General features: G+C 68.1%; 18 protein-coding genes and 1 pseudogene. 17 read left to right on the top strand and 2 right to left on the bottom strand.

Annotated features, from left to right (window positions below; genetic code table 11):
- The 7 genes from nuoL to ACE3O8_RS07305 form a co-directional block, all read left to right on the top strand.
- Positions 1–1,609 (top strand): NADH-quinone oxidoreductase subunit L (nuoL, locus tag ACE3O8_RS07275; RefSeq protein WP_374388276.1); only part of this gene is annotated, 1,609 nt, incomplete at its 5' end.
- 68 nt (positions 1,610–1,677) lie between these two features.
- Complete coding sequence (locus ACE3O8_RS07280; protein WP_374388278.1) at positions 1,678–3,219, top strand: NADH-quinone oxidoreductase subunit M; 1,542 nt, start codon at positions 1,678–1,680, stop codon at positions 3,217–3,219.
- Entirely contained in the window at positions 3,216–4,667 is a 1,452-nt protein-coding gene (gene nuoN / locus ACE3O8_RS07285) for an NADH-quinone oxidoreductase subunit NuoN (protein WP_374388280.1), read from the top strand. The genes ACE3O8_RS07280 and nuoN overlap by 4 nt, the downstream gene beginning before the upstream one ends.
- Positions 4,645–5,409, top strand: coding sequence for a biotin--[acetyl-CoA-carboxylase] ligase (locus ACE3O8_RS07290; protein WP_374388282.1), 765 nt, complete (start codon positions 4,645–4,647; stop codon positions 5,407–5,409). The genes nuoN and ACE3O8_RS07290 overlap by 23 nt, the downstream gene beginning before the upstream one ends.
- Positions 5,409–6,230 (top strand): type III pantothenate kinase, encoded by an 822-nt coding sequence (locus ACE3O8_RS07295; protein WP_374388284.1) that lies wholly within the window; start codon positions 5,409–5,411, stop codon positions 6,228–6,230. The genes ACE3O8_RS07290 and ACE3O8_RS07295 overlap by 1 nt, the downstream gene beginning before the upstream one ends.
- Positions 6,231–6,235: 5 nt before the next feature.
- Positions 6,236–7,891 (top strand): ribonuclease J, encoded by a 1,656-nt coding sequence (locus ACE3O8_RS07300; RefSeq protein WP_374388306.1) that lies wholly within the window; start codon positions 6,236–6,238, stop codon positions 7,889–7,891.
- 7 nt (positions 7,892–7,898) lie between these two features.
- Positions 7,899–8,189, top strand: coding sequence for a DUF1467 family protein (locus ACE3O8_RS07305; RefSeq protein WP_374388286.1), 291 nt, complete (start codon positions 7,899–7,901; stop codon positions 8,187–8,189).
- A 10-nt stretch (positions 8,190–8,199) separates the two neighbouring features.
- On the opposite strand, the gene ACE3O8_RS07310 is transcribed toward ACE3O8_RS07305, so the two are convergent.
- Positions 8,200–10,278, bottom strand: coding sequence for a hypothetical protein (locus tag ACE3O8_RS07310; RefSeq protein ID WP_374388287.1), 2,079 nt, complete (start codon positions 10,276–10,278; stop codon positions 8,200–8,202).
- 17 nt (positions 10,279–10,295) lie between these two features.
- Positions 10,296–11,144 (bottom strand): CDP-alcohol phosphatidyltransferase family protein, encoded by an 849-nt coding sequence (locus ACE3O8_RS07315; RefSeq protein ID WP_374388289.1) that lies wholly within the window; start codon positions 11,142–11,144, stop codon positions 10,296–10,298.
- Positions 11,145–11,212: 68 nt separating this feature from the next.
- On the opposite strand from ACE3O8_RS07315, the gene ACE3O8_RS07320 reads away from it, so the two are divergent.
- From ACE3O8_RS07320 to pdxA, 10 genes and pseudogenes are all read left to right on the top strand, one after another.
- Positions 11,213–12,550 (top strand): CDP-alcohol phosphatidyltransferase family protein, encoded by a 1,338-nt coding sequence (locus ACE3O8_RS07320; protein WP_374388291.1) that lies wholly within the window; start codon positions 11,213–11,215, stop codon positions 12,548–12,550.
- Between the two features lie 82 nt (positions 12,551–12,632).
- On the top strand, positions 12,633–13,748 hold the full coding sequence (locus tag ACE3O8_RS07325; protein ID WP_374388292.1) for an inositol-3-phosphate synthase: 1,116 nt from the start codon (positions 12,633–12,635) through the stop codon (positions 13,746–13,748).
- A gap of 30 nt (positions 13,749–13,778) precedes the next feature.
- A complete protein-coding gene (locus ACE3O8_RS07330; protein ID WP_374388294.1) occupies positions 13,779–14,486 on the top strand; it encodes an NTP transferase domain-containing protein in 708 nt (235 codons plus the stop codon).
- Complete coding sequence (locus ACE3O8_RS07335) at positions 14,486–15,985, top strand: capsule assembly Wzi family protein (protein ID WP_374388296.1); 1,500 nt, start codon at positions 14,486–14,488, stop codon at positions 15,983–15,985. The genes ACE3O8_RS07330 and ACE3O8_RS07335 overlap by 1 nt, the downstream gene beginning before the upstream one ends.
- Positions 15,986–16,035: 50 nt before the next feature.
- Positions 16,036–16,737: a ligase-associated DNA damage response endonuclease PdeM gene (pdeM, locus tag ACE3O8_RS07340; RefSeq protein WP_374388298.1), complete on the top strand. Its 702-nt coding sequence runs from the start codon at positions 16,036–16,038 to the stop codon at positions 16,735–16,737.
- Complete coding sequence (locus tag ACE3O8_RS07345) at positions 16,734–17,393, top strand: fumarylacetoacetate hydrolase family protein (protein WP_374388300.1); 660 nt, start codon at positions 16,734–16,736, stop codon at positions 17,391–17,393. The genes pdeM and ACE3O8_RS07345 overlap by 4 nt, the downstream gene beginning before the upstream one ends.
- Positions 17,394–17,431: 38 nt before the next feature.
- Entirely contained in the window at positions 17,432–18,046 is a 615-nt protein-coding gene (locus tag ACE3O8_RS07350) for a DUF1134 domain-containing protein (protein ID WP_374388302.1), read from the top strand.
- Between the two features lie 64 nt (positions 18,047–18,110).
- Positions 18,111–20,321, top strand: coding sequence for an LPS-assembly protein LptD (locus ACE3O8_RS07355; protein WP_374388308.1), 2,211 nt, complete (start codon positions 18,111–18,113; stop codon positions 20,319–20,321).
- 108 nt (positions 20,322–20,429) lie between these two features.
- Complete coding sequence (locus ACE3O8_RS07360; RefSeq protein WP_374388304.1) at positions 20,430–21,815, top strand: peptidylprolyl isomerase; 1,386 nt, start codon at positions 20,430–20,432, stop codon at positions 21,813–21,815.
- Position 21,816: 1 nt separating this feature from the next.
- Positions 21,817–22,108: pseudogene (gene pdxA / locus ACE3O8_RS07365) on the top strand (4-hydroxythreonine-4-phosphate dehydrogenase); the annotation flags it as partial.

Below are 22,108 nucleotides of genomic sequence, written 5' to 3' on the forward strand. Positions count from 1 at the left end.
GATCTTCTTCGGCTGGGAAGGGGTCGGCCTCGCGTCGTACCTGCTGATCGGTTTCTGGTACAAGAAGCCGAGCGCCTGGGCCGCTGCCATCAAGGCGTTCGTGGTGAACCGCGTGGGCGATTTCGGCTTCATGCTGGGCATTTTCGGCCTGTTCATGCTGTTTGGCACGGTGGACATCGACACGATCCTTCAGGGCGTGCCGCTTGCCAAGGGGGCGACCTTCACCTTCCTCGGGCAGGAAGTGGATGCGATCACCACGATCGCGCTGCTGCTGTTCGTGGGGGCGATGGGCAAATCCGCGCAGGTGCCGCTGCACACCTGGCTGCCCGACGCGATGGAAGGCCCGACGCCGGTGTCCGCGCTGATCCACGCCGCCACCATGGTGACGGCCGGCGTGTTCCTGGTGTGCCGCATGTCCCCCCTGTTCGACGCGAGCCCGACAGCCTCCACCGTGGTCACCTATGTGGGCGCGCTGACGGCGATCTTCGCAGCGACGGTTGCCACCACCCAGCACGACATCAAGCGGGTGATCGCCTATTCCACCTGCTCGCAGCTGGGCTTCATGTTCTTTGCCGCCGGCGTCGGCGCCTATGGCGCGGCGATGTTCCACCTGTTCACCCACGCCTTCTTCAAGGCGCTGCTGTTCCTGGGCGCGGGCAGCGTGATCCACGCGATGCACCATGAGCAGGACATGCGCCATTACGGTGCGCTCAGGAAGGCGATCCCGCTGACCTTCGCGGCCATGCTGATCGGCACAATCGCCATCACGGGCGTGAACTACACTTCGGGCTATTTCTCGAAGGACGCGGTGCTGTTCGCGGCGTGGGAACGCGGATCGGAAGCCGGGCGCGTGGCCTTCTTCGTGGGCATCTTCTCCGCCCTGCTGACCAGCTTCTACAGCTGGCGGCTGATCTTCAAGACCTTCTTCGGCGAAGCCCGCTGGGCCGGATCCGAGCATATCCAGCATGCGGTGCATGACGCGCATGGGCACGACGACCATGGGCATGCCCATCAGGGCGATCATCACCACGCGCCGGCCACGGGCACGGCGGGCTATCATCCGCATGAAAGCCCGGTTTCGATGCTGGTGCCGCTGGGCGTGCTGGGCTTCGGTGCGCTGTTCGCGGGCGCCATCTTCAACGACTGGTTCGTGGGCGGCGCAGACCACGCCTTCTGGCGCGGCACCCTGGTGCATGACGGGGCCTTCTTCGAAAGCCTGCACCATGTGCCCGCGCTGGTGCACTGGGCGCCGGCCATCGTGATGCTGACGGGCCTTGCCATCGCCTGGCTCGTCTATATCCGCAACCCCGGCTTCTCCGACGGGTTCAAGGCGCAGTGGAAGCATCTGCACGCCTTCCTGTACAACAAATGGTATTTCGACGAGCTGTACCGGGCGATCTTCGTGAAGCCGGCGATGTGGCTGGGCCGCCTGTTCTGGCGGGCGGGCGATCAGGGCGCCATCGACCGCTTCGGGCCGGACGGCCTGTCTGCGGTGGTCGCATCGGGCGCCGTGGTGGCGAAGCGGTTCCAGACGGGCCTCGTCTATTCTTATGCGCTGGTGATGCTGATCGGCGTCGCGGCCTTTGCCACATGGTTCATGGTCCGGTGAGCGGCGCCATGACCCATTTTCCCTTCATCAGCGCGCATCCGCGCGCGCTGTTCATGGTGCGCTGACCGATGCTTTCCGCGATGATTCTCCTGCCGCTCGCGCTTGCGCTGCTGGTGCTGTTCCTGCCCGGCGACGAGGCGGCGAAGGCCCGCACGGCGCGCCTCGTCGGGCTGGGCACGACGCTGCTGCTGTTCGCCATGGGCCTTGTTCTGTGGGCCGGGTTCGACAGCTCGACGGCGGCGTTCCAGTTCACCGAGCGCGCCGAACTGTTTGGCGGCCTGTTCAGCTGGCACCTGGGCGTTGACGGCATCAGCCTGGTGCTGATCCTGCTGTCGGTGTTCCTGATGCCGCTTTGCATCCTCGCCGGCTGGGACAGCGTGAAGACCCGTGTGCCGGAATATATCGCGGCGTTCCTGGTGATGGAGAGCCTGATGATCGGGGTGTTTTCCGCCCTCGACATCTTCCTCTTCTACATCTTCTTCGAAGCCGGCCTGATCCCGATGTACCTGATCATCGGCATCTGGGGCGGCAAGCGGCGCATCTATGCCAGCTACAAGTTCTTCCTCTACACGCTGCTCGGCTCGGTGCTGATGCTGCTGGCAATGCTGTGGATGGTGCGCGAGGCCGGCACCACCGACATTCCGGCGCTGATGGCGCATGATTTCCCGGTGAAGGCGCAGACCTGGCTGTGGCTGGCCTTCTTCGCCAGCTTCGCCGTGAAGATGCCGATGTGGCCGGTTCACACCTGGCTGCCGGATGCCCACGTCGAGGCGCCGACGGCCGGCTCGATGATCCTGGCCGGCGTTTTGCTGAAGATGGGCGGCTATGGCTTCATCCGCTTCAGCCTGCCGATGTTCCCCGAAGCGTCTGTCCAGCTGATGTGGGTGGTGCTGGGGCTTTCGATGATCGCTGTCGTCTATACCTCGCTGGTGGCGCTGGTGCAGGCCGACATGAAGAAGCTGATCGCCTATTCCTCGGTGGCCCACATGGCCTTCGTGACGGGCGGGCTCTTCGCCTTCAACACGCAGGGGCTGGAAGGCGCGATGGTCGTGATGCTGAGCCACGGGGTGGTTTCGGCCGCGCTCTTCTTCTGTGTCGGCGTCATCTATGATCGCCTCCACACGCGGGAGATCGACCGCTACGGCGGCGTCACCACGAACATGCCGCGCTATGCCATTTTCTTCCTTCTGTTCACCATGGCGTCCATCGCGCTGCCCGGCACGTCGGGCTTCGTGGGCGAGTTCATGGCGCTGACCGGCATCTGGAAGGCGAACACCTGGGTGGTGTTCGTGATGGCGACGGGCGTGATCCTTGGCGCGGGCTACATGCTGTGGCTGTTCGCGCGGGTGATGTATGGCGCGCAAAAGAATGCGGACGCCGCCGCGATGCCCGATCTGAATCGTCGCGAATGGGCGGTGATGGTGCCGCTGGCGCTGGTCGCTCTGTGGATGGGCATCTATCCCAAGCCCTTCCTCGAACCGCTGAAGGCGCCCGTCGGCAGCCTGATGGCGCGCCTTGAACGGGCCGCGCCGCCGCAGACGCCCCACACCCCAATCGTTGCCCAGTCGCCCGTGCAGCTGGCGTCGGCAACCGTCGGAGACGCCAAGTGACGCTCGCCCAATCGCTTTCCATCGGCGCACCCGAAGTGGTGCTGGCGGCCGGCGCGCTGGTGCTGCTGATGATCGGCGTGTTCCGCGGCAACGACAGCCTGAAGGGCCTGTCCTGGGGCGCGGTGATCCTGTTCGGCCTCGCCGCGCTGACGGTGATCGATGATGCACCCGTGCGCGAACTGGCCTGGAACCAGCTCTATGTGGCTGATGCGCTGTCCTCGTTCCTGAAGATCCTGATCCTGGGCGGGGCGGCGGCGGCCGTGCTGATGGCGCTCCCCTATATGGAGCGGGTGAAGCTGCACCGGTTCGAATATCCGGTGCTGATCGTGCTGGCGACGCTGGGCATGTGCGTGATGGTCAGCGCCAACAACCTGCTGACGCTCTATGTCGGGCTCGAGCTGATGAGCCTGTCGGCCTATGTGCTGGCGGCCTTCAACCGGGATGAACAACGCTCGACGGAAGCCGGCCTCAAATATTTCGTGCTGGGCGCGCTGTCGTCGGGCCTGCTGCTCTATGGCGTCAGCCTCGTCTATGGGTTCGTCGGCTCCACCGAATTCACCCGGATCGCGGCGGGCCTGTCCGCCGGCGAAGGCCGCAACATGGGCGCGCTGTTCGGGCTGGTGTTCGTGTTCGCCGGCCTTGCCTTCAAGGTCTCGGCCGTGCCGTTCCACATGTGGACGCCCGATGTCTATGAAGGCGCGCCCACCCCCGTCGCCGCCTTCTTCGCCTCGGCGCCGAAGGTCGCGGCCATGGGCCTGTTCCTGCGCGTCGCGCTCGACGCCTTTTCGGGCATGATCGCGGATTGGCGGCAGCTGGTGATCTTCATGGCCATCGCCTCCATGCTGGTGGGCGCGCTGGGCGCGATCGGGCAATCCAACATCAAGCGGCTGCTCGCCTATTCGTCGATCAACAATGTCGGCTTCATGCTGATCGGGCTTGCCGCGGCAACCGCATCCGGCGCGTCGGCCGTGCTGCTCTACCTTGTCATCTATGTGGTGATGACGATCGGCTCCTTCCTGGTGGTGCTGGCGCTGACAGACGCGGACGGCAATGCGGTTGAGACGCTGGACGATCTGGCGGGCCTCGCGCGGACGCGGCCCTGGCTGGCGACGGCGCTGTCGATCTTCATGCTCTCGCTCGCCGGCCTGCCGCCGCTGTTCGGTTTCATGGCGAAGCTGGCGGTATTCAATTCGGCCGTGGATGCCGGGCTGTGGCTGCTGGCGGTGCTGGGCGTGCTCTCCAGCGTGATCGCGGCCTATTATTACCTGCGCGTCGTGAAGATCCTGTTCTTTGATCCGCCCGCGGGCGTGGTGGCGAACGGGCAGGGCGGGGCCGTCGTCAACAACGGCATGATGGTGGCGGCCGCGGTCTTCTGCTCGCCCGCCGGCTATCTGCTGCTGGGGCCGCTCGCGCAGGCCACCCGCCTTGCCGCGGGCAGCCTGTTCTAGCCGCCGTCCGGCCGGGCCTGTTCTGATCCTCACCCTCTCCGAAGTCGGCTCCACCAACGATTGGCTGCGCGAGAATGCCGGCCAGTTCGCGGACGGCCAGTGGGTGCGTGCCGAACGGCAGACCAGCGGTCGCGGCCGGCTGGGCCGCCAGTGGCAGATGCCCGAGGGGAATCTCGCCATGTCGGGCCTGATCCGCCCGCAGCCCGGTGAAGGCAATCCGGCGGAGCTGGGCTTTGTCGCGGCGCTGGCGCTGCACGATGTGCTGGCCGGGCTGGTGGATGTGGCCCGGCTTCAGCTGAAGTGGCCGAACGACCTGCTGCTCGATGGGGCGAAACTGTCCGGCATCCTGCTGGAGCGGGAGGGCGAGGTGCTGGTGCTGGGCATCGGCGTGAACATCATGGCCGCGCCCAGGCTGCCGGATCGCGCCACCATCGCGCTGGCCGATCTGGGCCTGGTGATCGCGGCCGCCGATTTCGCCGCGCGGCTGGCCTCGGCATTCGCCGTCCGCCGCGCGCAATGGCGGGACCAGGGCTTTGCCGCCACCCGCACCGACTGGCTGGCCCGCGCGCATCCGCCGGGCACGCCGCTCTGGGCGTCAGCGCCGGAAGGCCGGGTGGCCGGGCGCTTCGCCGGGCTTGGCGCGGATGGCGCGCTTCGGCTGGATGGCGAAGACGGGCGGGTGCATGTGATCCATGCCGGCGATGTCTGGGGCGTGCCGCCAACCGGGGGAGGAGAGGGCTGATGCTGCTTGCGATCGATGTGGGCAACACGAACATCATGTTCGCCCTGGTGGAGGGCGGCGAGATCCGCTGGCGCTGGCGCATCTCCACCGACGGGCGGCGGACGGCGGACGAATATGCCGTGTGGCTGAACCAGCTGATGGCGATGGAGGGGCTGGACCGCAGCGCGATCGACGATGTGATCATCGCCAGCGTGGTGCCGCAGACCCTGTTCAACCTGCGCGGGCTTGCGCGGCGCATCGCCAATGTGGATCCGATGGTGGTGGGCGCGCCGGGCATCGATTATGGCATGCCCATCAACCTGCCCAATCCGGCCGAAGTCGGCGCAGACCGGGTGGTGAACGCGGTTGCCGCCCACGGCATCTGGCAGGGCGACCTCATCATCATCGATTTCGGCACGGCGACCACCTTCGATGTGGTCTCGGCCGCAGGCACCTATGAAGGCGGGGTGATCGCGCCCGGCATCAACCTGTCGATGGACGCGCTCTACAACGCGGCGGCAAAGCTGCCGCGCATCGCGGTGGAACCCCCCGCCGAAGGGCTTGGCGTGATCGGCAAGGGTACGGTGCATGCCATGCAATCGGGCGTGTTCTGGGGCTATGTGGGCCTGATCGAAGGGCTGGTGTCGCGCATGAAGGCGGAAATCGCCGAGCGGCAGACGGGCCTGTTCCCGGGTGGCGGCGTCACCGTGATCGCAACGGGCGGCCTCGCGCCATTGTTCAGCCGCCACACCAACGCTATCTCCCATGTGGATCCCGACCTGATGATCAAGGGCCTCATGCGCATTCATGCGGCCAACCGGGACACCAGCAGAAAGGCTTGATGATTTTGCAACCGGGCGACGAACTGATTTTCCTGCCGCTGGGCGGGTCCGGAGAGATTGGCATGAACGTCAATCTCTATGGTTGCCGGGGCAAGTGGATCATGTGCGATCTGGGCATGACCTTCGCGGACCCGACGCTGCCCGGCGTGGAACTGGTGCTGCCCGACCTTCAGTTCATCGAGGACCGGCGCGACGACCTGCTGGGCGTGATCCTGACGCACGGGCATGAGGATCATATCGGCGCCATCCCCTATCTGGCGGCGGATCTCGGCGTGCCACTCTATGCCACGCCGTTCACGGCGGGCCTCATCCGGCGCAAGCTGGAGGAGGAAGGGCTACAGAACGAGGTGAAGCTGCATGTGGTGCCGATGGGCGGCACCGTGGAACTGGGGCCGTTCAAGGCGCAATATGTGGCGCTCGCCCATTCCATCCCCGAGGGCAATGCGCTGGTGATCGACACGCCGCACGGCCGCCTGTTCCACACCGGGGACTGGAAGCTGGACGCGAAGCCGATCCTGGGCGATCCGGCCTCTGCCGAGGAACTGGCCGCCATCGGCGCCAACGGCGGCAAGGGCACGCTGGCGCTGGTGGGCGACAGCACGAACGTCTTCAACCCCGAACCCTCCGGCAGCGAAAGCCAGGTGTTCGACGGGCTGATGAAGCTGGTGAAGAGCCGGCGCACCGGCCGTGTCGTCGTCACCACCTTCGCCTCCAACGCGACGCGCCTGCACACGCTGGGCGAGGTGGCGAAGGCGACAGGGCGGCGGCTGGTGGTGGCGGGCCGTTCGCTGGACCGGATCATCGCGGTCGCCCGCTCGACCGGGTATCTGAAGGACTTTCCCGAACCGCTGAGCCTGGAGGCCGCATCCGACGCGCGGCCCGAAACGCTGCTGATCGTGGTGACGGGCACGCAGGGCGAACCGCAGGCGGCGCTCGCCCGCATCGCGGAAGGCACGCACCCCTATATCAAGCTGCAGAAGGGCGACCTCGTCGTCTATTCCTCGAAGCAGATTCCGGGGAACGAGCTGGCGATCGGCCGGGTGCAGAACGCACTTGCCGCGCGCGGGATCGAGATCGTGGGCGACCGGCAGGCGCATGTGCATGTGTCGGGCCACCCCGGCCGGCCGGAGCTGGAGGCGATGTATGGCTGGATCAAGCCGCGCATCTCGGTGCCGGTGCACGGGGAACGGCGGCACATGGAGGAACATGCCCGTCTCGCGCGCGGCTGGGGCGTGCCCGAAGCCGTGGTGCCGATGAACGGCAGCATGATCCGGCTGGCGCCGGGCCGGCCCGAGGTGATCGGCCATGAACATCATGGCCGGCTGGTGCTGGACGGCGACGTGATCCTGCCCGCCGAAGGCGCCACGCTGAACGCCCGGCGCAAGATGGCGTGGTCAGGCCTGATGCTGGTGACGATCGTGGTCGGCGCGAAGGGGCGGCTGGCGGCTGACCCGCGCGTGATCGCAAAGGGCGTGCCGGTGGAAGAGGATGAAGAGGCGTTCCTGGCCGAAGCCGCCGATGCCGCGGGCGCGGCCTTCGGCAAGTTCGGCCTTTCGGATCGCCGGCGGCTGGAGGACGAGGTGAAGATCGCCGTCCGCCGTGTCGCCCGGCAGTGGACGGGGAAGAAGCCGCCCACCGAAGTGCAGATCATCAACGTCTGACGCGCCGATGCCCTGGTATTCCGCCCTCGCCATCTATCTGCTGTTCTGGGTGTTCACCCTGTTCCTGGTGCTGCCCTATGGCGTGCGGACCTCGCGCGAGCTGGGGGAGGCGGAGGTGCCGGGGCAGGCGCCCAGCGCGCCGCATCATTTTTCGCTGCCGCGCAAGCTGATGTGGACCTCGCTGGTGTCGGCGCTGCTGTTCGGGCTGTTCTGGCTGAACTGGGAACAGGGCTGGATCACCCGCGCCGATCTGGAAGCGCTGCTGCCGAAACCCGGCCGGTCCCTGCCGCCGGCCTGATCCCGGCGCGTCAGGCTTCCAGCGCTTCCGACAGGGCGGCGGCGAGCCGCCCCTGATCCGATCCCAGCAGGGCCGCCGACAGGGCAGGGGCCTGCCCTTCGAAACGGCGGACAAGGGCGTCGAAGCTGCCGGTGTAATCGCGGGCGGCACGGGCGAAATCCTCGTCGCGCGCCAGCATCTCCTTCAGCTCTTTCGCCTCGCGCCGTTCCAGAAGGGCGATGGCGCGGCGGTTGAACAGGCCGCGTTCGCCCTTGCGCCACTGCGTCCAGTCCGCATCGTCCATCGGTTTGCCCAGCGCCGAGGCGATGGACACCGACGAATCGGCCAGCCGCTGGGTCAGCAGCCCGGCCGCTGCCAGCAGTTCCGCCTGCCGGGCTTCCTCGAACTGGGCGACACGGTCGGCGGAGCGATCCTCCAGCAGGCGCAGGGTGTTGGCGAGTGCGGCCATGCTGGTGGCCGTGCGTTCGGCGGCTGCCGCGGCGGCCGCTTCGGCTTCTTTCGCCTTTTCGGCGATCGGCCCGGCGAAGCTGCGGCGCATGGCGTCGTCGGCGGCTTCCGAAAGCGCATCGCGCGCCTCGGCCATCACGCCGTCCAGCATCTCGCGCATGGTGCCTGTCGTCTGCGCGGCAACTTCGCGCACACGGGCCATCGCGTCTACCAGCCGGGTTGCAGCGGCCAGCGAGGTGTCGTGCGTCTGTTCCTCCACCTCCCCGATCAGGGTGCGCGCCTGCTGCAACTCCACCACCAGTGCCTGCCCGGCGGCTTCGATGGCCTCGCGCTGGGCCGCATAGCCCAGGCTTGCTTCCTCGAGCGCGGCGCGGCTTTCGGCGATCGGGGCCGACAGGGCCGCAGCCTTGTCGTGCGCGGCGTCGATGGCGCGGACGAGATCCATCAGTTCGGCGGACAGCGTTTCGGCGGCGCGGCCGGCATCCACGGTGCGGGCGGGCAGGGTTTCCCCCAGCACGTCCACCGTCTGCAGCGCCGTCTCGCGCAGCGCCTTCACGGCGGTTTCCAGCCCCTGCGTTGCCGCCTGCCCTTCTTTCAGCGGCTCCGCGATGCGGCCCAGCTCGGTGCTGACAGACTGAACCCGCGCCAGCAGCCGCTCCAGCGCCTGACCAGAGGTTTCCTGGCTGTGCTGCAGCCGGGCATCCAGCAGCTTGAAGGCCCGCTCGCCAGAGGCGGCAAGGCTTTCGGTCAGCGCGCCCTGCGCCGTCAGCCGCCCCTCGATCGCCCCGGCCTGCCGGGCCAGGTCGCCCAGCCGCTCCCCAAGCTGGGCGGAGGCGGCGGTTGCCATGCCTTCCAGGCGCTGCCAGGCCTCCTGCACCTGCGCCAGCATCGCCTCGCTTTGCTTCTGCGCCGCTTCTCGCTTGGCGGCCTGGGTGTTTTCCAGCAGTTCGAACAGATTGTCGGCTTCGCCCCGGATGGCGCGCATCCCGGCCTCGCTCTGGCTGCGGCCGCGTTCGGCCTGCGATTCCAGCGTGGTCAGCGCCTGCGCCAGCGCGTCAGCCGATTGCGTGCCACGCGCGCTCAGCGCCTCCAGCCCGCTGGCGACCGATCGCGCGGCTTCCTGCGCCCGGTCGGCCTGCGCCTCGGCGACGGCCCCCGTTTCACCCAGCGCCAGCCGCAGCCGCTCAGCCGCCGACGCGGCCTGCGGCAGCACCGATTCCAGCACGCGGCTGGCTTCCAGCGCCCCGCTTGTCGCGGTGGTCAGGTCGGCGACCAGCCGTTGCGCCTCCCTCGACCGGGTTTCCAGAAGATCCGCCGTGGCAGACAATGTGCCAAGGTCCGCGCTCAGCGAATCCTTCAGGGCGTTGATGCGCGCCGCCGCCCCGGCCACCCGCGCCTCGGTTTCCTCCAGCGTGTCGGACTTTTCCAGCACGGGGATCCGTTCGCGGTTCTGCAGGGCAGCCGCCAGCGCATACATGGCGGCGATGGGCATCAGCAGGATGCCGATCTGCTGCACGGCTTCCGAAATGCTGTGCGGCTGGGTGCCGTCGGCCGTCATCGCCCAGAAGCCGAAGCCCAGCCAGACAAGGCCCAGCAATGTCGCGATCACGAACGACATCCGGACGGTGGTGATCTCAGACATGGCTTCTCCTGCGCCCTTCAGTTCTTCCGGTTTCCGGCATCGTCCGCAGGGGCCGCGCCGGCGCGTGCGGCCCCCGATTCCGCCTGCCTCAGCCCTGCGTTCGCGGCAAGCGCCAACAGGCTGAGGGCCAGAATCTCCCACAGCCAGAAAAGGATCGGCTCGCCCGCAAGCGCCGCCAGCCAGATGGCGAAAACCCGCCCGTCGGCGCTGAGCGGCGCCATCCGGCGAAGGGTGCGGGCGGCATCCGGCCGCCAGCGGGCCAGCAGCGCCTCCCGCCGGGCAGGGTCGGCCGCGATCAGCTCGGCGTCGAACGGGCGGGCCCGGTTGCCCAGCAGGGCCTCCCCCCGGTTGTACAGCCGTTCGGCCGCGCCGCCGGTTTCCGGGCGCTTCACCGCTTCGAACCGGCCCGCGATCCGGCGGGTATAGGTCGCGCGCTCGCCTTCATAGAATTGGGCCTGCAGGGCGTGGGCCGCGCCTGCGGCCAGCGCGATCAGCGTGGCCGCAACGGGCTTCGGATGGGTGAAGGCCAGCGCCATATAGGTGGCGACGAAGGCGGAATAGTCGGCCACGCCGTCCAGCAGGCGGCCGGCGTCGCTGGTCTTGCCGGTCGCGCGGGCAAGCTGGCCGTCCAGCCCGTCCATCACCGTCCAGCCCAGCATCAGCAGCAGGCCGAGCGTTGCGAAGCGGGGATCGGGCCAGCGCAGATAGGCCGCCGCCGCCGCCAGCCCCAGGCACAGCCCCGCCGCCGTGATCAGGTTCGGGTGCAGGCCCAGCCGGATCGCGCCCGGCAGCGCCAGGCGCGACAGCCGGTGGATCAGCAGGCGGTTCGCAAGCGTCTCGATCTCTGGGGGGCGGCCGCCGGTCATCGCTGCAATCCCTCGCAAAAGCGGGGGCGGGCTGGCAAGCCCGCGACGGCCCCGTTAAGGACGCGCGGATGGATTTCATCGCGCTTCTGATGGTGGGCGAAAGCCTTTCCGGTTCCGAACCGGCCGGGCTTGGCCAGGTGGGCGGGATCAGCCTGCTGGAACGGCAGGCCCGCATGGCCCTGAAGGCGGGCGCGGACCGCGTGATCGTCGTCGCGCCGGCTCTGCCCGCCGATATCGGGGCGCGCCTGTCCGAAGATGCGCGGCTGGTCCGGGTGCAGACGGCCGACGCACTGGCAGCCGGGATGTCGGGTGAAACCCGCGCCGTGCTGATGCTGGCGCCCGGCCTGTTGGCGGATGACCGGCTGATTTCGGCAACCCTGTCCGGCGGCGACGCGCCGCTGCTGGCGGAGTTCGCGGGCGATCCGCCGGCCGCAGCCCAGCGGCTGGATGCGGCAAGCCATTGGGCCGGGCTGGCGTTGCTGCCGCCCGCGCTGGTGGCAGAGGTGGCCGCGACACTGGGCGAGTGGGAGCTTTCGGGCACGCTGGTCCGCGCGGCCTGCGAATCGGGCGCGGCGCGGCTGCCTGTCGATCAGTTGCCGCTGTATGTTGCGAACCGCCGCCGCGAGGTGCCGATGATCTGGGCCATGCCGGTGGCAGAGGCGGAGCGGGCCGCCGCGACAGACGCCTTGCTGGCCGCCGCCCAGAAGGGCTGCCTCGACTGGCCCGCCCGCTTCATCCACCCGCCCGTTGAAAATGCGATGGTGCGGCTGCTGCTGCCCACGCCCGTCACGCCGAACATGATCACGGTGGCGACCGGCGTGCTGGGCGCGGCCGCGATCTGGCTGTTTGCGGCCGGGCACCTGTGGTGGGCGCTTGCGATCGTGCTGCTGGTGGGCCCTCTGGACGGGGTGGACGGCAAGCTGGCCCGCACCCGGCATGAATATTCCCGCTGGGGCGATCTGGAACATGTGCTGGACAAGGTGCTGGAATATGGCTGGATCCTGGCGCTGGCCTGGTGGTTTTCCGCCAGCCACGGGGTTGCCGCCTGGCTGGCGGCGGCGGGGATCATCCTCTTCGCCCTGACGGAAGCCGTGTCCGGCGAGTTTTTCCGCCGCTTCACGGGCCGCCAGCTGGACGACTGGGGGCCGTTCGAACGGCGCTTCCGCCTTGTCGGCGGGCGGCGAAACACCTTTTTCTGGAGCCTGTTGCCCTTTGCCGCCTTCGGCCTGTGGTGGCAGGGTTTCCTGATGATCCTGGCCTATGCTGCGATCACCTTCGCGATTTCCCACTGGCGGCTGCTGAACGCGATTGGGGCCTATGGCCGGCAGATCAGCGACGAGGTGCGCGGCAATTTCGCCGGGACGGCCTATGATTTCTTGCCGAAGCAGGGGCCGGCCGCTAGGTGAGCGCCTTCATGTTTCAAATTGTTGACGTTCGACCCCGGGCGGAAGGGGGTCAGGCGCAGACGCAGAAGGACAGTCAGGCCGGATGACGCCGATCAATGTCGCGATCGCAGGCGTGGGAAATTGCGCCAGTTCGCTGGTGCAGGGCATCGCCCACTATTCCAACGGCGGCGCGAACGAGGCCATCGGCCTCAGCCACTGGGATCTGGGCGGCTGGCGCCCGCGCGACCTGAAGATCGTCGCCGCGTTCGACGTGGACCGGCGCAAGGTCGGGCAGGATGTGGCGAAGGCAATCTTCGCGGAGCCGAACTGCACCGCCAAATTCCATGAGAATGTGCCCCTGACGGGCGCGCTGGTCGAGATGGGCGCTGTGCTGGACGGCGTTGCGCCGCACATGCTGGACGCGCCCGAGGCGCGGAGCTTCCGCGTGGCCGATGCGCCGCAGCCGACGCTGGACCTGGTGGTGGAACGGCTGAAGCGCGCCGATGCGCATGTGCTGATGAACTATCTGCCTGTGGGCAGCCAGAAGGCGACGGAATTCTATGCCGAAGCCGCGCTGAAGGCGGGCGTCGCCTTCGTGAACAACATCCCGGTGTTCATCGCCAGCAACCCCGAATGGGCAAAACGGTTCGCGGATGCGGGCGTCCCCCTCATCGGCGACGACATCAAGGCCCAGCTGGGCGCGACCATCGTTCACCGCACCCTGACCGAGCTGTTCGCCCGGCGCGGCGTGCGGCTGAATCGCACCTATCAGCTGAACACCGGCGGCAACACGGATTTCCTGAACATGCTGGCGCGCGACCGGCTGGAATCCAAGAAGAAATCCAAGACGGAGGCGGTGCAGTCCGCCACCGACCGGCGGCTGGAAGACGACAATATCCATGTCGGCCCGTCGGATTATGTCGCCTGGCAGAACGACAACAAGGTCTGCTTCCTGCGCATGGAGGGCGAGCTGTTCGGCGGCGTGCCCATGAACCTGGAACTGCGCCTGTCGGTGGAGGACAGCCCGAATTCCGCAGGCGTCGCGATCGACCTCGTCCGCTGTGCGGCGCTGGCGCGTGCGCGCGGGATCGGCGGCGTGATCGAGGCGCCGTCGGCCACCTTCTGCAAGCATCCGCCGGTGCAGATCGAGGATGGCGAGGCGCATGCTGCGCTCGAGGCGTTCATCGCCGGCCCGCAGGACGCGCCGACCCGCCATTAATCCGTAACGGCCAGAGGGCAGGGGGGCGGGATGTCCAGCAAGGCACAGACCGGACGCCATGCCATCGTGCTGGCCGCGGGCGCAGGTTCCCGCCTGTCCGACGTGGAGCCTGTGAAGCCGCTGTCGCGCGTGGGCGGGCGGCCGCTTCTGCTGCATGTGCTGGATGCGCTGGCGGCGGCAGGCGCGGCGTCGGCCAGCGTCGTCGTCGGCCATCGCGCCGCCGAGGTGGCGGCCGTTCTGCCCGATGCGCCGATCCCGGCTAAGGCGGTTTCGAACCCCCGCTGGGAAACGGCGCCGAATGGCGTGTCGGTGCTGGCGGCAGCCGAAGCAGTCCGGCCCGGAACCTTTCTCTGCATGTCGGATCACCTGATCGATCCGCTGCTGCCGCGGCGGCTGCTGGCCGGGGCGACGGCGCCGCTGGCGCTGGCGGTGGACCGGCGGCTGGGCCATCCCTGGGTGGATGAAGCCGATGTGACCCGCGTGCGGACCGACGGGCGGCAGATCCGGGCGATCGGCAAGCAGCTGAAGCTCTATGATTGCTACGACACCGGCCTGTTCCTGATCGGGCCGGACCTTGTGGCGGCGCTGAAAGCACAGGCCTCGCCCTCGCTGTCTGACGGGGTTGCGGCGCTGGCCGCGCGTGGGCTTGCCGAGGCCGTCGATATCGGCGACGCCCGCTGGCTGGATGTGGATGACGCCCGCGCGCTGGCGCTGGCGCGCGCGAAGTGGAGACATTGATGGTCCGGTTGCTCGCCCTGGCGCTGCTGTTGTTTGCCTCGCCCGCGCTGGCGGCCCCGCTTGCCGCCCCCGGCGACGCGCGGCTCCGCACCGATGTCGAGCTGCTGCGCGCCCATGGCTATATCCTGGGGCCGGTGGATGCCTGGCCGCTGCCCTGGGCGCAGATCGATCGCGGCATCGAACGCGCGCGCAACGATCCGGCCCTTCCGCTGCACCTGCTGGCGGCGGTGAACCGGGTGGCGGCGCTGTCGGATCATCATGGACGGCGCACGACCTATCAGGTGCGCGGCTCCGTCACCAACGACGCCGCGCTGGTGCGCACCTTCGATCGGGTCGCGCGCAACCCCGGCGAGGTCAGCGTGTCGGCTGCGCATGATCGCGGCGCGCTGTTCGTGCAATGGGGCGGCACCTGGCAGAGCGACGGGACCGGCCGGCAGGAAGCGACGCAGCACAAGAACGGCTTTTCGCCCGATCCGACGCAGGTGGTGCTGACGGTGGGCCGGAACTGGGCCTTCTATGGCGGCTGGATGGACACCTGGTGGGGCGCGGGGCAGGACGGCGCGATGCTGTTTTCGACCAGCGCGCGGCCCATGCCGCGCGTGGGTTTCCGGCGGCTGGAGCCGTTCAGCATCGACGCCCCGGTGCTCAGCTGGCTGGGGCCGACGACGTTCGACATCTTCGTCGCCATCGCCAACGAGCAGCGCGACTGGGACAACCCCGCCGTGATCGGCATGCGCTTCGCCTTCCAGCCGACGCCTTGGTTCGAGATCGGGCTGGTGCGTGGCATCCAGGTGTGCGGCAGCGGCCGGCCCTGCGACGCCCGCACGATCGGCAAGGCCCTGATCGGGATCGGCGATTTCGACAATACCGGAACGCTGGACGAACCCGGCAACCAGCTGGGCGGCTTCGACATGAGCTACAAGCGCCCGATCGGAGACACCGGCCAGATTCTGAAGCTCCATTTCTCGACCACGGCAGAAGATGCCGACAATATCCTGATCGAGCAGTTCGCCCGCCAGATCGGTGCGGGGATTTCGGGGCCTGTCGGCACCAAGGGGGCGCTGCTGGATGCGGGGTTCGAATATGTGGACAGCCAGGCGGCAAAGTTCCTGGGCAGCCTGATGGGCAGCAACGCCTATCCGGGCTCCACCTACAACAACTTCATCTATCACGACGGCTGGACCTATGGCCGCCGCCCGCTGGGCCATTCGCTGGATGGCGACGCGCGGGCGATGACGGTGCACTGGGCGCTGACCGATCCTGCGAACCGCCGATGGAACCTCTCCGCACGCCACATCATCCTGAACCTGCACAGCATCGACAGCTACCGGATCTCGAAGAACCGGGAAGAGATCGTGCAGCTGGAGGGCGGGGTGAACTGGCCCACGCGGATCGGCGATGTGAAGGCCTCCGCCCGCCTGCAGCAGAACGGCCCGGACACGCCCGGCCGCGACCCGACCTGGGTGCAGGGCGAACTGAGCTGGACGACCCGCTTCTGACAGCTTTTGCCGGGATTGCGGGGCGCGCGCGCCCCGGCTACAGCCCGGCCATGGGCGATGTTTCCCTTTCGTTCCCCAGCCTCCACCTGGGCGGAGAGACGTTTCACGCGCTGCCGTGCGGCGCGCTGTTCTGGGAAGTGGAATCGCTGCTGCTGGTGGCCGACCTGCACCTGGAAAAGGGCTCGGCCTTTGCCGCGAAGGGCTGGCTGCTGCCCCCGCACGACAGCCAGGAGACGTTGCAGCGGCTGGGCCGGGCGCTTCGGCAGACGGGCGCGCGCCGCATCGCCGCGCTGGGGGACAGTTTCCATGATCGCGGCGGCCCGATGCGCCTGCCCGAGCCGGCGCGTGCGCTTCTGGCCGATCTGCTGGCTGCGGCGGACTGGCTGTGGGTGACGGGCAATCATGATGGCGACAGCGGCGTGGCGCTGGGGGGCGAGGCGGTGCCGGAAATCCGGATTCGCGGCATCTGGCTGCGGCACGAAGCAGAGACAGCCTGCCGGGAGCCGGAGATCAGCGGCCATTTTCACCCCAAGACGCGCGTTCCGCTGCGGGGCGGGCGGCAGGTGGCGCGGCGCTGCATTGCGCGCACGGCCGAGCGGCTGGTGCTGCCCGCCTATGGCGCCTATGCGGGGGGCCTGTTCGTGGATGATCCGGCGCTGGCCCGGGCGCTGGGCGGACGGCCAGAGGCGCTGGTTCCGCTGGCGCACGGATTTGTTCAGGTGAACGCGATGTCTGGGGAGATGATTGGATGAGCTGGTTTCCGAAGCCCGAGGCCCGGATCTTCTGTGCGGCGGTGAACTATGCGGCCCACCGCGAGGAAATGGGGCGCGGAGAATCCAGCCCGCACCCGGTGCTGTTCATGCGCAGCCCGCAATCGCTGGTGCGCGCTGGCGAACCGCTGGTGCGGCCGGCGGTGTCGGACAGTTTCGATTATGAAGGCGAGCTGGCCGTCGTGATCGGCAGGCCGGGGCGCCGGATCGCGCGCGGGCAGGCACTGTCGCATGTGGCCGGCTGGACGCCGTTCATGGATGGAACCATCCGCGAATGGCAGCGCCACAATTCGCAGTTCACGCCCGGCAAGAATTTCGATGCGACGGGCGCGATCGGGCCGGATCTGGTGCCGGCCGATGCGTTCGGAGACTATAAGGCGCATGATCTGACCACGCGGGTGAACGGCGAAGTGCTTCAGCACACGCCGATTTCGCTGATGCTGTGCGACGTGGAGGCGCTGATCGCCTATATTTCGGCCTTCACCGAGCTGCGCGAAGGCGACATCATCGCGACGGGCACCTGCGGCGGGGTGGGGGAAAAGCGCGTTCCGCCGCGCTGGCTGCAGCCTGGCGACACGATCGAGGTGGAGATTTCGGGCCTGCCGGTCCTTCGCAACCCGGTGGTCGCCGAAGCCTGATTCACCTGCGATTCAGGCAAGTGTGAGAGGGTCGGCCCATGATGATCCGTCTTCTGTCCGCCCTGCTTCTGGCAGGCCTGCCCACCGTGGCGCTGGCGCAATCGACGACCGCGCCGCCGGGCGAGGCCGGCCCGAAGAGCGACGGCAGCCTGAAGGGCGATGCCCAGGCGGCCGCCTACGAGATCGGCGAGATCACGGCCGCCGCCGACGGCGCCTTCGGGGAGGCGACCGAGGGCGTCGCCATGGTCATCCAGAAGGTGTTCGATGATCTGGGCAAGCCCAACGCCTATATCGTGGGTCGGGAAGGCGGCGGCGCGCTGGTAGTGGGCCTGCGCTATGGCCGGGGCAAGCTGTTCTCCAAGGTGGAGGGCGAACGCGAAGTCCACTGGACCGGCCCGTCGATCGGCCCGGATGTCGGCGGCGACGCCTCGCGCAGCTTCGTGCTGGTCTATAATCTTCACGACACCGACGAGCTGTTCCAGCGCTTCCCTGCGGTGGAGGGCAAGGCCTATCTGATCGGCGGGGTTTCAGCCAATTACCACCAGCGCGGCAACATCATCCTGGTGCCGATCCGGCTGGGCGCCGGATGGCGGCTGGGCGCCAATGTCGGCTATCTGAAATATACGCGGAACGGCAGCCTCATTCCCTTTTGATGCACCCTGCGCGCAAGCCGCTGCTTGAACGCGGGCGCAGCCCCCCCTAAAGCCGCCGGTGGCCATGCTTCGCCGATCATCCATCCCCTTACCCCTTCTGGTGCTGTTGCTGGCGTCTGCGGCCCATGCCCAGACGGAACCGGGGCCGCCGGCGGCCGCGCCCGCCGAAGCAACGCCCATGGTGGCGTTCGAGGCGGACACGCTCGCCTATGACGAGAATCTGGATGTGATCACCGCCACCGGCAACGTGCTGGTGCGCCGCGACGGACAGATGCTGACGGCCGACACCGTCGTCTATGACCGGCGCAGCGGAACCGTTACCGCAAGCGGCAATGTGCGCGTGGACAGCGGAGACGGCACCAGGGCCGTGGCCGACAATTTCCAGCTGAACGAGACCCTGCGCGACGGCCTCGTCGAGAATGTGCTGCTGATCATGTCCGATGGCAGCCGGCTCGCCGCGAAGGACGGAAAGCGCGAAAACGGCCTGTCCACCTTGAACCGTGCAGTCTATTCGCCCTGCGCCGTCACCGACGACGCCGGCTGCCCGCGGGAGCCGGTGTGGCAGCTGAAGGCCGTGAAGGTGGTGCATGACCCGGCGCGCGGCCGCGTCTTCTATACGGGCGCACGGCTGGAGATGTTCGGCGTGCCCGTGGTGGCGCTGCCCCGGCTGTCGCACCCGGACGGGTTCGAAAAGAACCAGTCGGGCCTGCTGTCGCCCGATGTCCGCATTTCGCGCGAACTGGGCGGCGAACTGCGCATTCCCTATTACTGGGCCATCGCCCCGGATCGCGACCTGACTGTCACGGGGCATATCTACACCAACGTCGTTCCCATGGTGGAGGCAGAGTATCGCCAGCTGTTCGAGGGCGGGCCCATCTCGCTTTCGGTGATGGGCACCTACGCCAGGGGGCAGGCCGAAGATCCGCTGACCGGCGAAATCGTGGAGACGGACGCCCGCCTGCGCGGCGCGATCGACGCGCGCGGCCGGATCGAGCATGGCGGCGGCTGGCGCTCCAGCTTCTCCAGCCGCCTCACCAACGACGACAACTTCCTCGGCCGCTACCAGATCAGCCTGGATTCGCGCCTGCGCTCCACCTACGCGATCGAGCAGTTCGAGCCGAACCGCTATTTTTCGGTGCGGGGATGGGCCTTTCAGGATCTGACCAGCAACACCGACAGTTCGCGCATGCCCTTCGCGCTCCCGCTTGTCGATTTCCTGTGGCGGCTGCCCGATGCCCCGCTGGGCGGATCGGTGCTGGTGGAGGCGAACAGCCTCGGCCTCTATCGCCGTGACGGGCAATCGATGGCGCGTGCGCTCGCTTCTGCGCAGTGGAGCCGCAGCCTGCTCACCGCGATGGGCCAGCGCGTCACCTTCACCGGCCTGCTGCGCGGAGACGTCTATAGCGCCAGCGATACCGCGCTCGCCGATGATCCCTTCTATGCCGGGCGCGATGGCTGGACGGCGCGCTTCATTCCGCTTGCCGCCGTCGATGTGGAATGGCCGTTCGCCGGCCCCTTCCTGGGCGGCACCCAGACGCTGTCGCCCCGGGTGCAGTTCGTCGGCTCCACCTCCACCGCCAACGAGGACATCCCGAACGAGGACAGCCGCGCCGTCGACCTCGAGGAGTCCAACCTGTTCGCGCTCAACCGCTTCCCCGGCTATGACCGGTGGGAGGGCGGCACCCGCATCACCTATGGGGTGGACTGGCGATGGGCGAAGCCCGGGCTTTCGGTGCAGGCGCAGGTCGGCCAGAGCTATCGTCTCGACGACAATGTGGACCTGTTCCCCGAAGGCACCGGGCTTGCCGGCCGCGTGTCCGACATCGTCGGCCGCGCCTCCGTGCGGGTGGGCCGCTATGTCGAGGTCACCCAGCGGCTCCGGCTCGACAAGGACAGCCTCGCCATCCGCCGCAACGAGACGGACGTCGCGATCGGCAGCCGCCGCACCTTCCTCTCGGTCGGCTACCTCAAATACAACCGCAACATCGCGCTCGAGGATCTGCCGGATCACGAGGAAGTGCGGGCGGGCGCGCGCGTCGCCTTCGGCAAATACTGGGCGATCTTCGGATCGACCGTGATCGACCTCACCTCGACGGCCGAGGATCCGTTGACGACGAACGACGGCTGGCAGCCCATCCGCGCGCGCCTGGGCGTCAGCTACACCGATGAATGCTTCAATTTCGGCGTCACCTGGAAGCGCAACTATATCGACAATCCCAATGCGCGGCGCGGCAACACCATCCTCTTCACGCTGGCGCTGCGGAACCTTGGATAGCCGTTTCACCGCCGGTTCAGCCGGGGCCGCTTATCTGCTGGCGCCATGCGGGCGGCTCGTCTATGCGGTCCGCACGAGGGACTTTTTGAACAGGATCGTTCGGCCCGGATGACGAGTTTTCCGAAATTCAGCCGTCGGCATGTCGCCGTGGCGGCAGTGATCGCGTTGTCGGCCCAGGGGCCGGCCCAATCCCAGCAGCCCCAGCCCGGCGGCGGCCAGCAGGCGGGCGCGCAAACCGCGTCTCAACGGCAGGCGGCCGCGCTGCAGCTGCCCGATGTCACGGTGTTCGGCACCTTCGATCCCAATGTCCGCAAGGCGACCGCGATCGTGAACGGCGACATCATCACCGACACCGATGTCGATCACCGGCTGGCGCTGGTGCTGATCGCCAACAGCGGCCGGGTTTCCGCCGAGGAACGGGAGGTGCTGCGCCTGCAGGTGCTGCGCAACCTGATCGACGAGAAGCTGCAGATCCAGGCCGCAGCCGAAAATGAAGTCACCGTGCCCGAGGGCGAGGTCGAGCAGGCCTATGCGCGCGTGGCGGCAAACTTCCGCCAGTCGAAGGAGGCGTTCGAGGCCTTCCTGCGCGAGAACGGCTCCTCGCCTGCCTCCATCAAGCAGCAGATCCGCGCCGAAATGACCTGGAGCCGGCTCTTGCGGCGCAAGGTTGAGCCCTTCATCAACGTCGGCGACGACGAAGTGCAGGCCGTGATCCGCAACCTGGAACAGGCCAAGGGCAAGGACGAGTTCCGCGTCGGCGAGATCTTCCTGTCCGCGACGCCCGAAACGCAGGCGCAGGTGCTGGCGGATGCCCGCCGCATCGTCGATCAGGTGCGCGCGGGCGCCAGCTTCGTTGCCTATGCCCGCCAGTTCTCCGAAGCCTCCAGCGCGGCGCTTGGCGGCGACCTCGGCTGGATACGCGCCGAACAGCTCTCCCCGGCGCTGCAGGGGATCGTCACGGCGCTGCCGCGCGGCTCTGTTTCCGATCCGGTGCCGGTTGCCGGCGGCGTTGCCATCGTGGCGCTGGTGGACAAGCGGCAGGTGCTTGCGGCCGATCCCTCTGCCGCGATCCTCAGCCTGAAGCAGCTGACGCTGGCGCTGCCGCCTTCGATTTCCGAGGCAGAGGCCCGCAAGCTGGCGGCCAGCATGCAGGAAAAGACGCGCAACATGGGCGGCTGCGGCAAGGCCGATGAAGTGGCGCGCGCGATCGGGGCGGAAATCGTTGCGAACGACCAGCTCCGCATGGGGGATCTGCCGCCCCAGTTGCAGCAGATCCTGGGGCAGATGCCCGTCGGCGCCGCGACGCCGCCGTTCGGCTCGGCGCAGGATGGGCTTCGCGTGCTGGTGCTGTGCGGGCGGGATGATCCGCCGGCGAGCGCAGGCGTGCCCAGCTTCGACCAGGTCTATGGCCAGCTGAACGATGCCCGTGTGAACAGCGCGGCCCGCCGCTACCTGAGGGACCTCAGGCGCGACGCCGTCATCGATTACCGCTGAGATGTCGCCCCTGCCCGAAAGCGCGGCCACCGGGCCTTCGGCCCCGCTCGCGGTGTCGCTCGGTGATCCGGCAGGCGTCGGCCCGGAAGTGATCGCCAAGGCCTGGGCCGTCCGCTCGGCACACCGGCTTGTGCCATTCTTCGCCATCGGGGACAGGCGCAGCCTGGAAGCCGTTTGGGACGGGCCGATCATCCAGATCTCCCACCCGTCCGACGCGTTCGCGGAGTTCGAGCGCGGGCTGCCGTTGCTGCAGGTGGATGATCCGGGCGAGATCGAGCCCGGCAAGCCGAATC

The organism is Sandaracinobacter sp., assembly GCF_041909755.1.
In the GTDB taxonomy this organism is placed as follows: domain Bacteria; phylum Pseudomonadota; class Alphaproteobacteria; order Sphingomonadales; family Sphingomonadaceae; genus Sandaracinobacteroides.

Excerpts from the sequence above, each read along its gene's own strand:
- ACE3O8_RS07280 (WP_374388278.1), top strand. The coding sequence starts at position 1,678 with ATGCTTTCCGCGATGATTCTCCTGCCGCTCGCGCTTGCGCTGCTGGTG.
- ACE3O8_RS07295 (WP_374388284.1), top strand. The coding sequence starts at position 5,409 with ATGCTGCTTGCGATCGATGTGGGCAACACGAACATCATGTTCGCCCTG.
- ACE3O8_RS07305 (WP_374388286.1), top strand. The coding sequence starts at position 7,899 with ATGCCCTGGTATTCCGCCCTCGCCATCTATCTGCTGTTCTGGGTGTTC.
- ACE3O8_RS07310 (WP_374388287.1), bottom strand. The coding sequence starts at position 10,278 with ATGTCTGAGATCACCACCGTCCGGATGTCGTTCGTGATCGCGACATTG.
- ACE3O8_RS07315 (WP_374388289.1), bottom strand. The coding sequence starts at position 11,144 with ATGACCGGCGGCCGCCCCCCAGAGATCGAGACGCTTGCGAACCGCCTG.
- ACE3O8_RS07320 (WP_374388291.1), top strand. The coding sequence starts at position 11,213 with ATGGATTTCATCGCGCTTCTGATGGTGGGCGAAAGCCTTTCCGGTTCC.
- ACE3O8_RS07325 (WP_374388292.1), top strand. The coding sequence starts at position 12,633 with ATGACGCCGATCAATGTCGCGATCGCAGGCGTGGGAAATTGCGCCAGT.
- ACE3O8_RS07330 (WP_374388294.1), top strand. The coding sequence starts at position 13,779 with ATGTCCAGCAAGGCACAGACCGGACGCCATGCCATCGTGCTGGCCGCG.
- ACE3O8_RS07335 (WP_374388296.1), top strand. The coding sequence starts at position 14,486 with ATGGTCCGGTTGCTCGCCCTGGCGCTGCTGTTGTTTGCCTCGCCCGCG.
- pdeM (WP_374388298.1), top strand. The coding sequence starts at position 16,036 with ATGGGCGATGTTTCCCTTTCGTTCCCCAGCCTCCACCTGGGCGGAGAG.
- ACE3O8_RS07345 (WP_374388300.1), top strand. The coding sequence starts at position 16,734 with ATGAGCTGGTTTCCGAAGCCCGAGGCCCGGATCTTCTGTGCGGCGGTG.
- ACE3O8_RS07350 (WP_374388302.1), top strand. The coding sequence starts at position 17,432 with ATGATGATCCGTCTTCTGTCCGCCCTGCTTCTGGCAGGCCTGCCCACC.
- ACE3O8_RS07355 (WP_374388308.1), top strand. The coding sequence starts at position 18,111 with ATGCTTCGCCGATCATCCATCCCCTTACCCCTTCTGGTGCTGTTGCTG.
- ACE3O8_RS07360 (WP_374388304.1), top strand. The coding sequence starts at position 20,430 with ATGACGAGTTTTCCGAAATTCAGCCGTCGGCATGTCGCCGTGGCGGCA.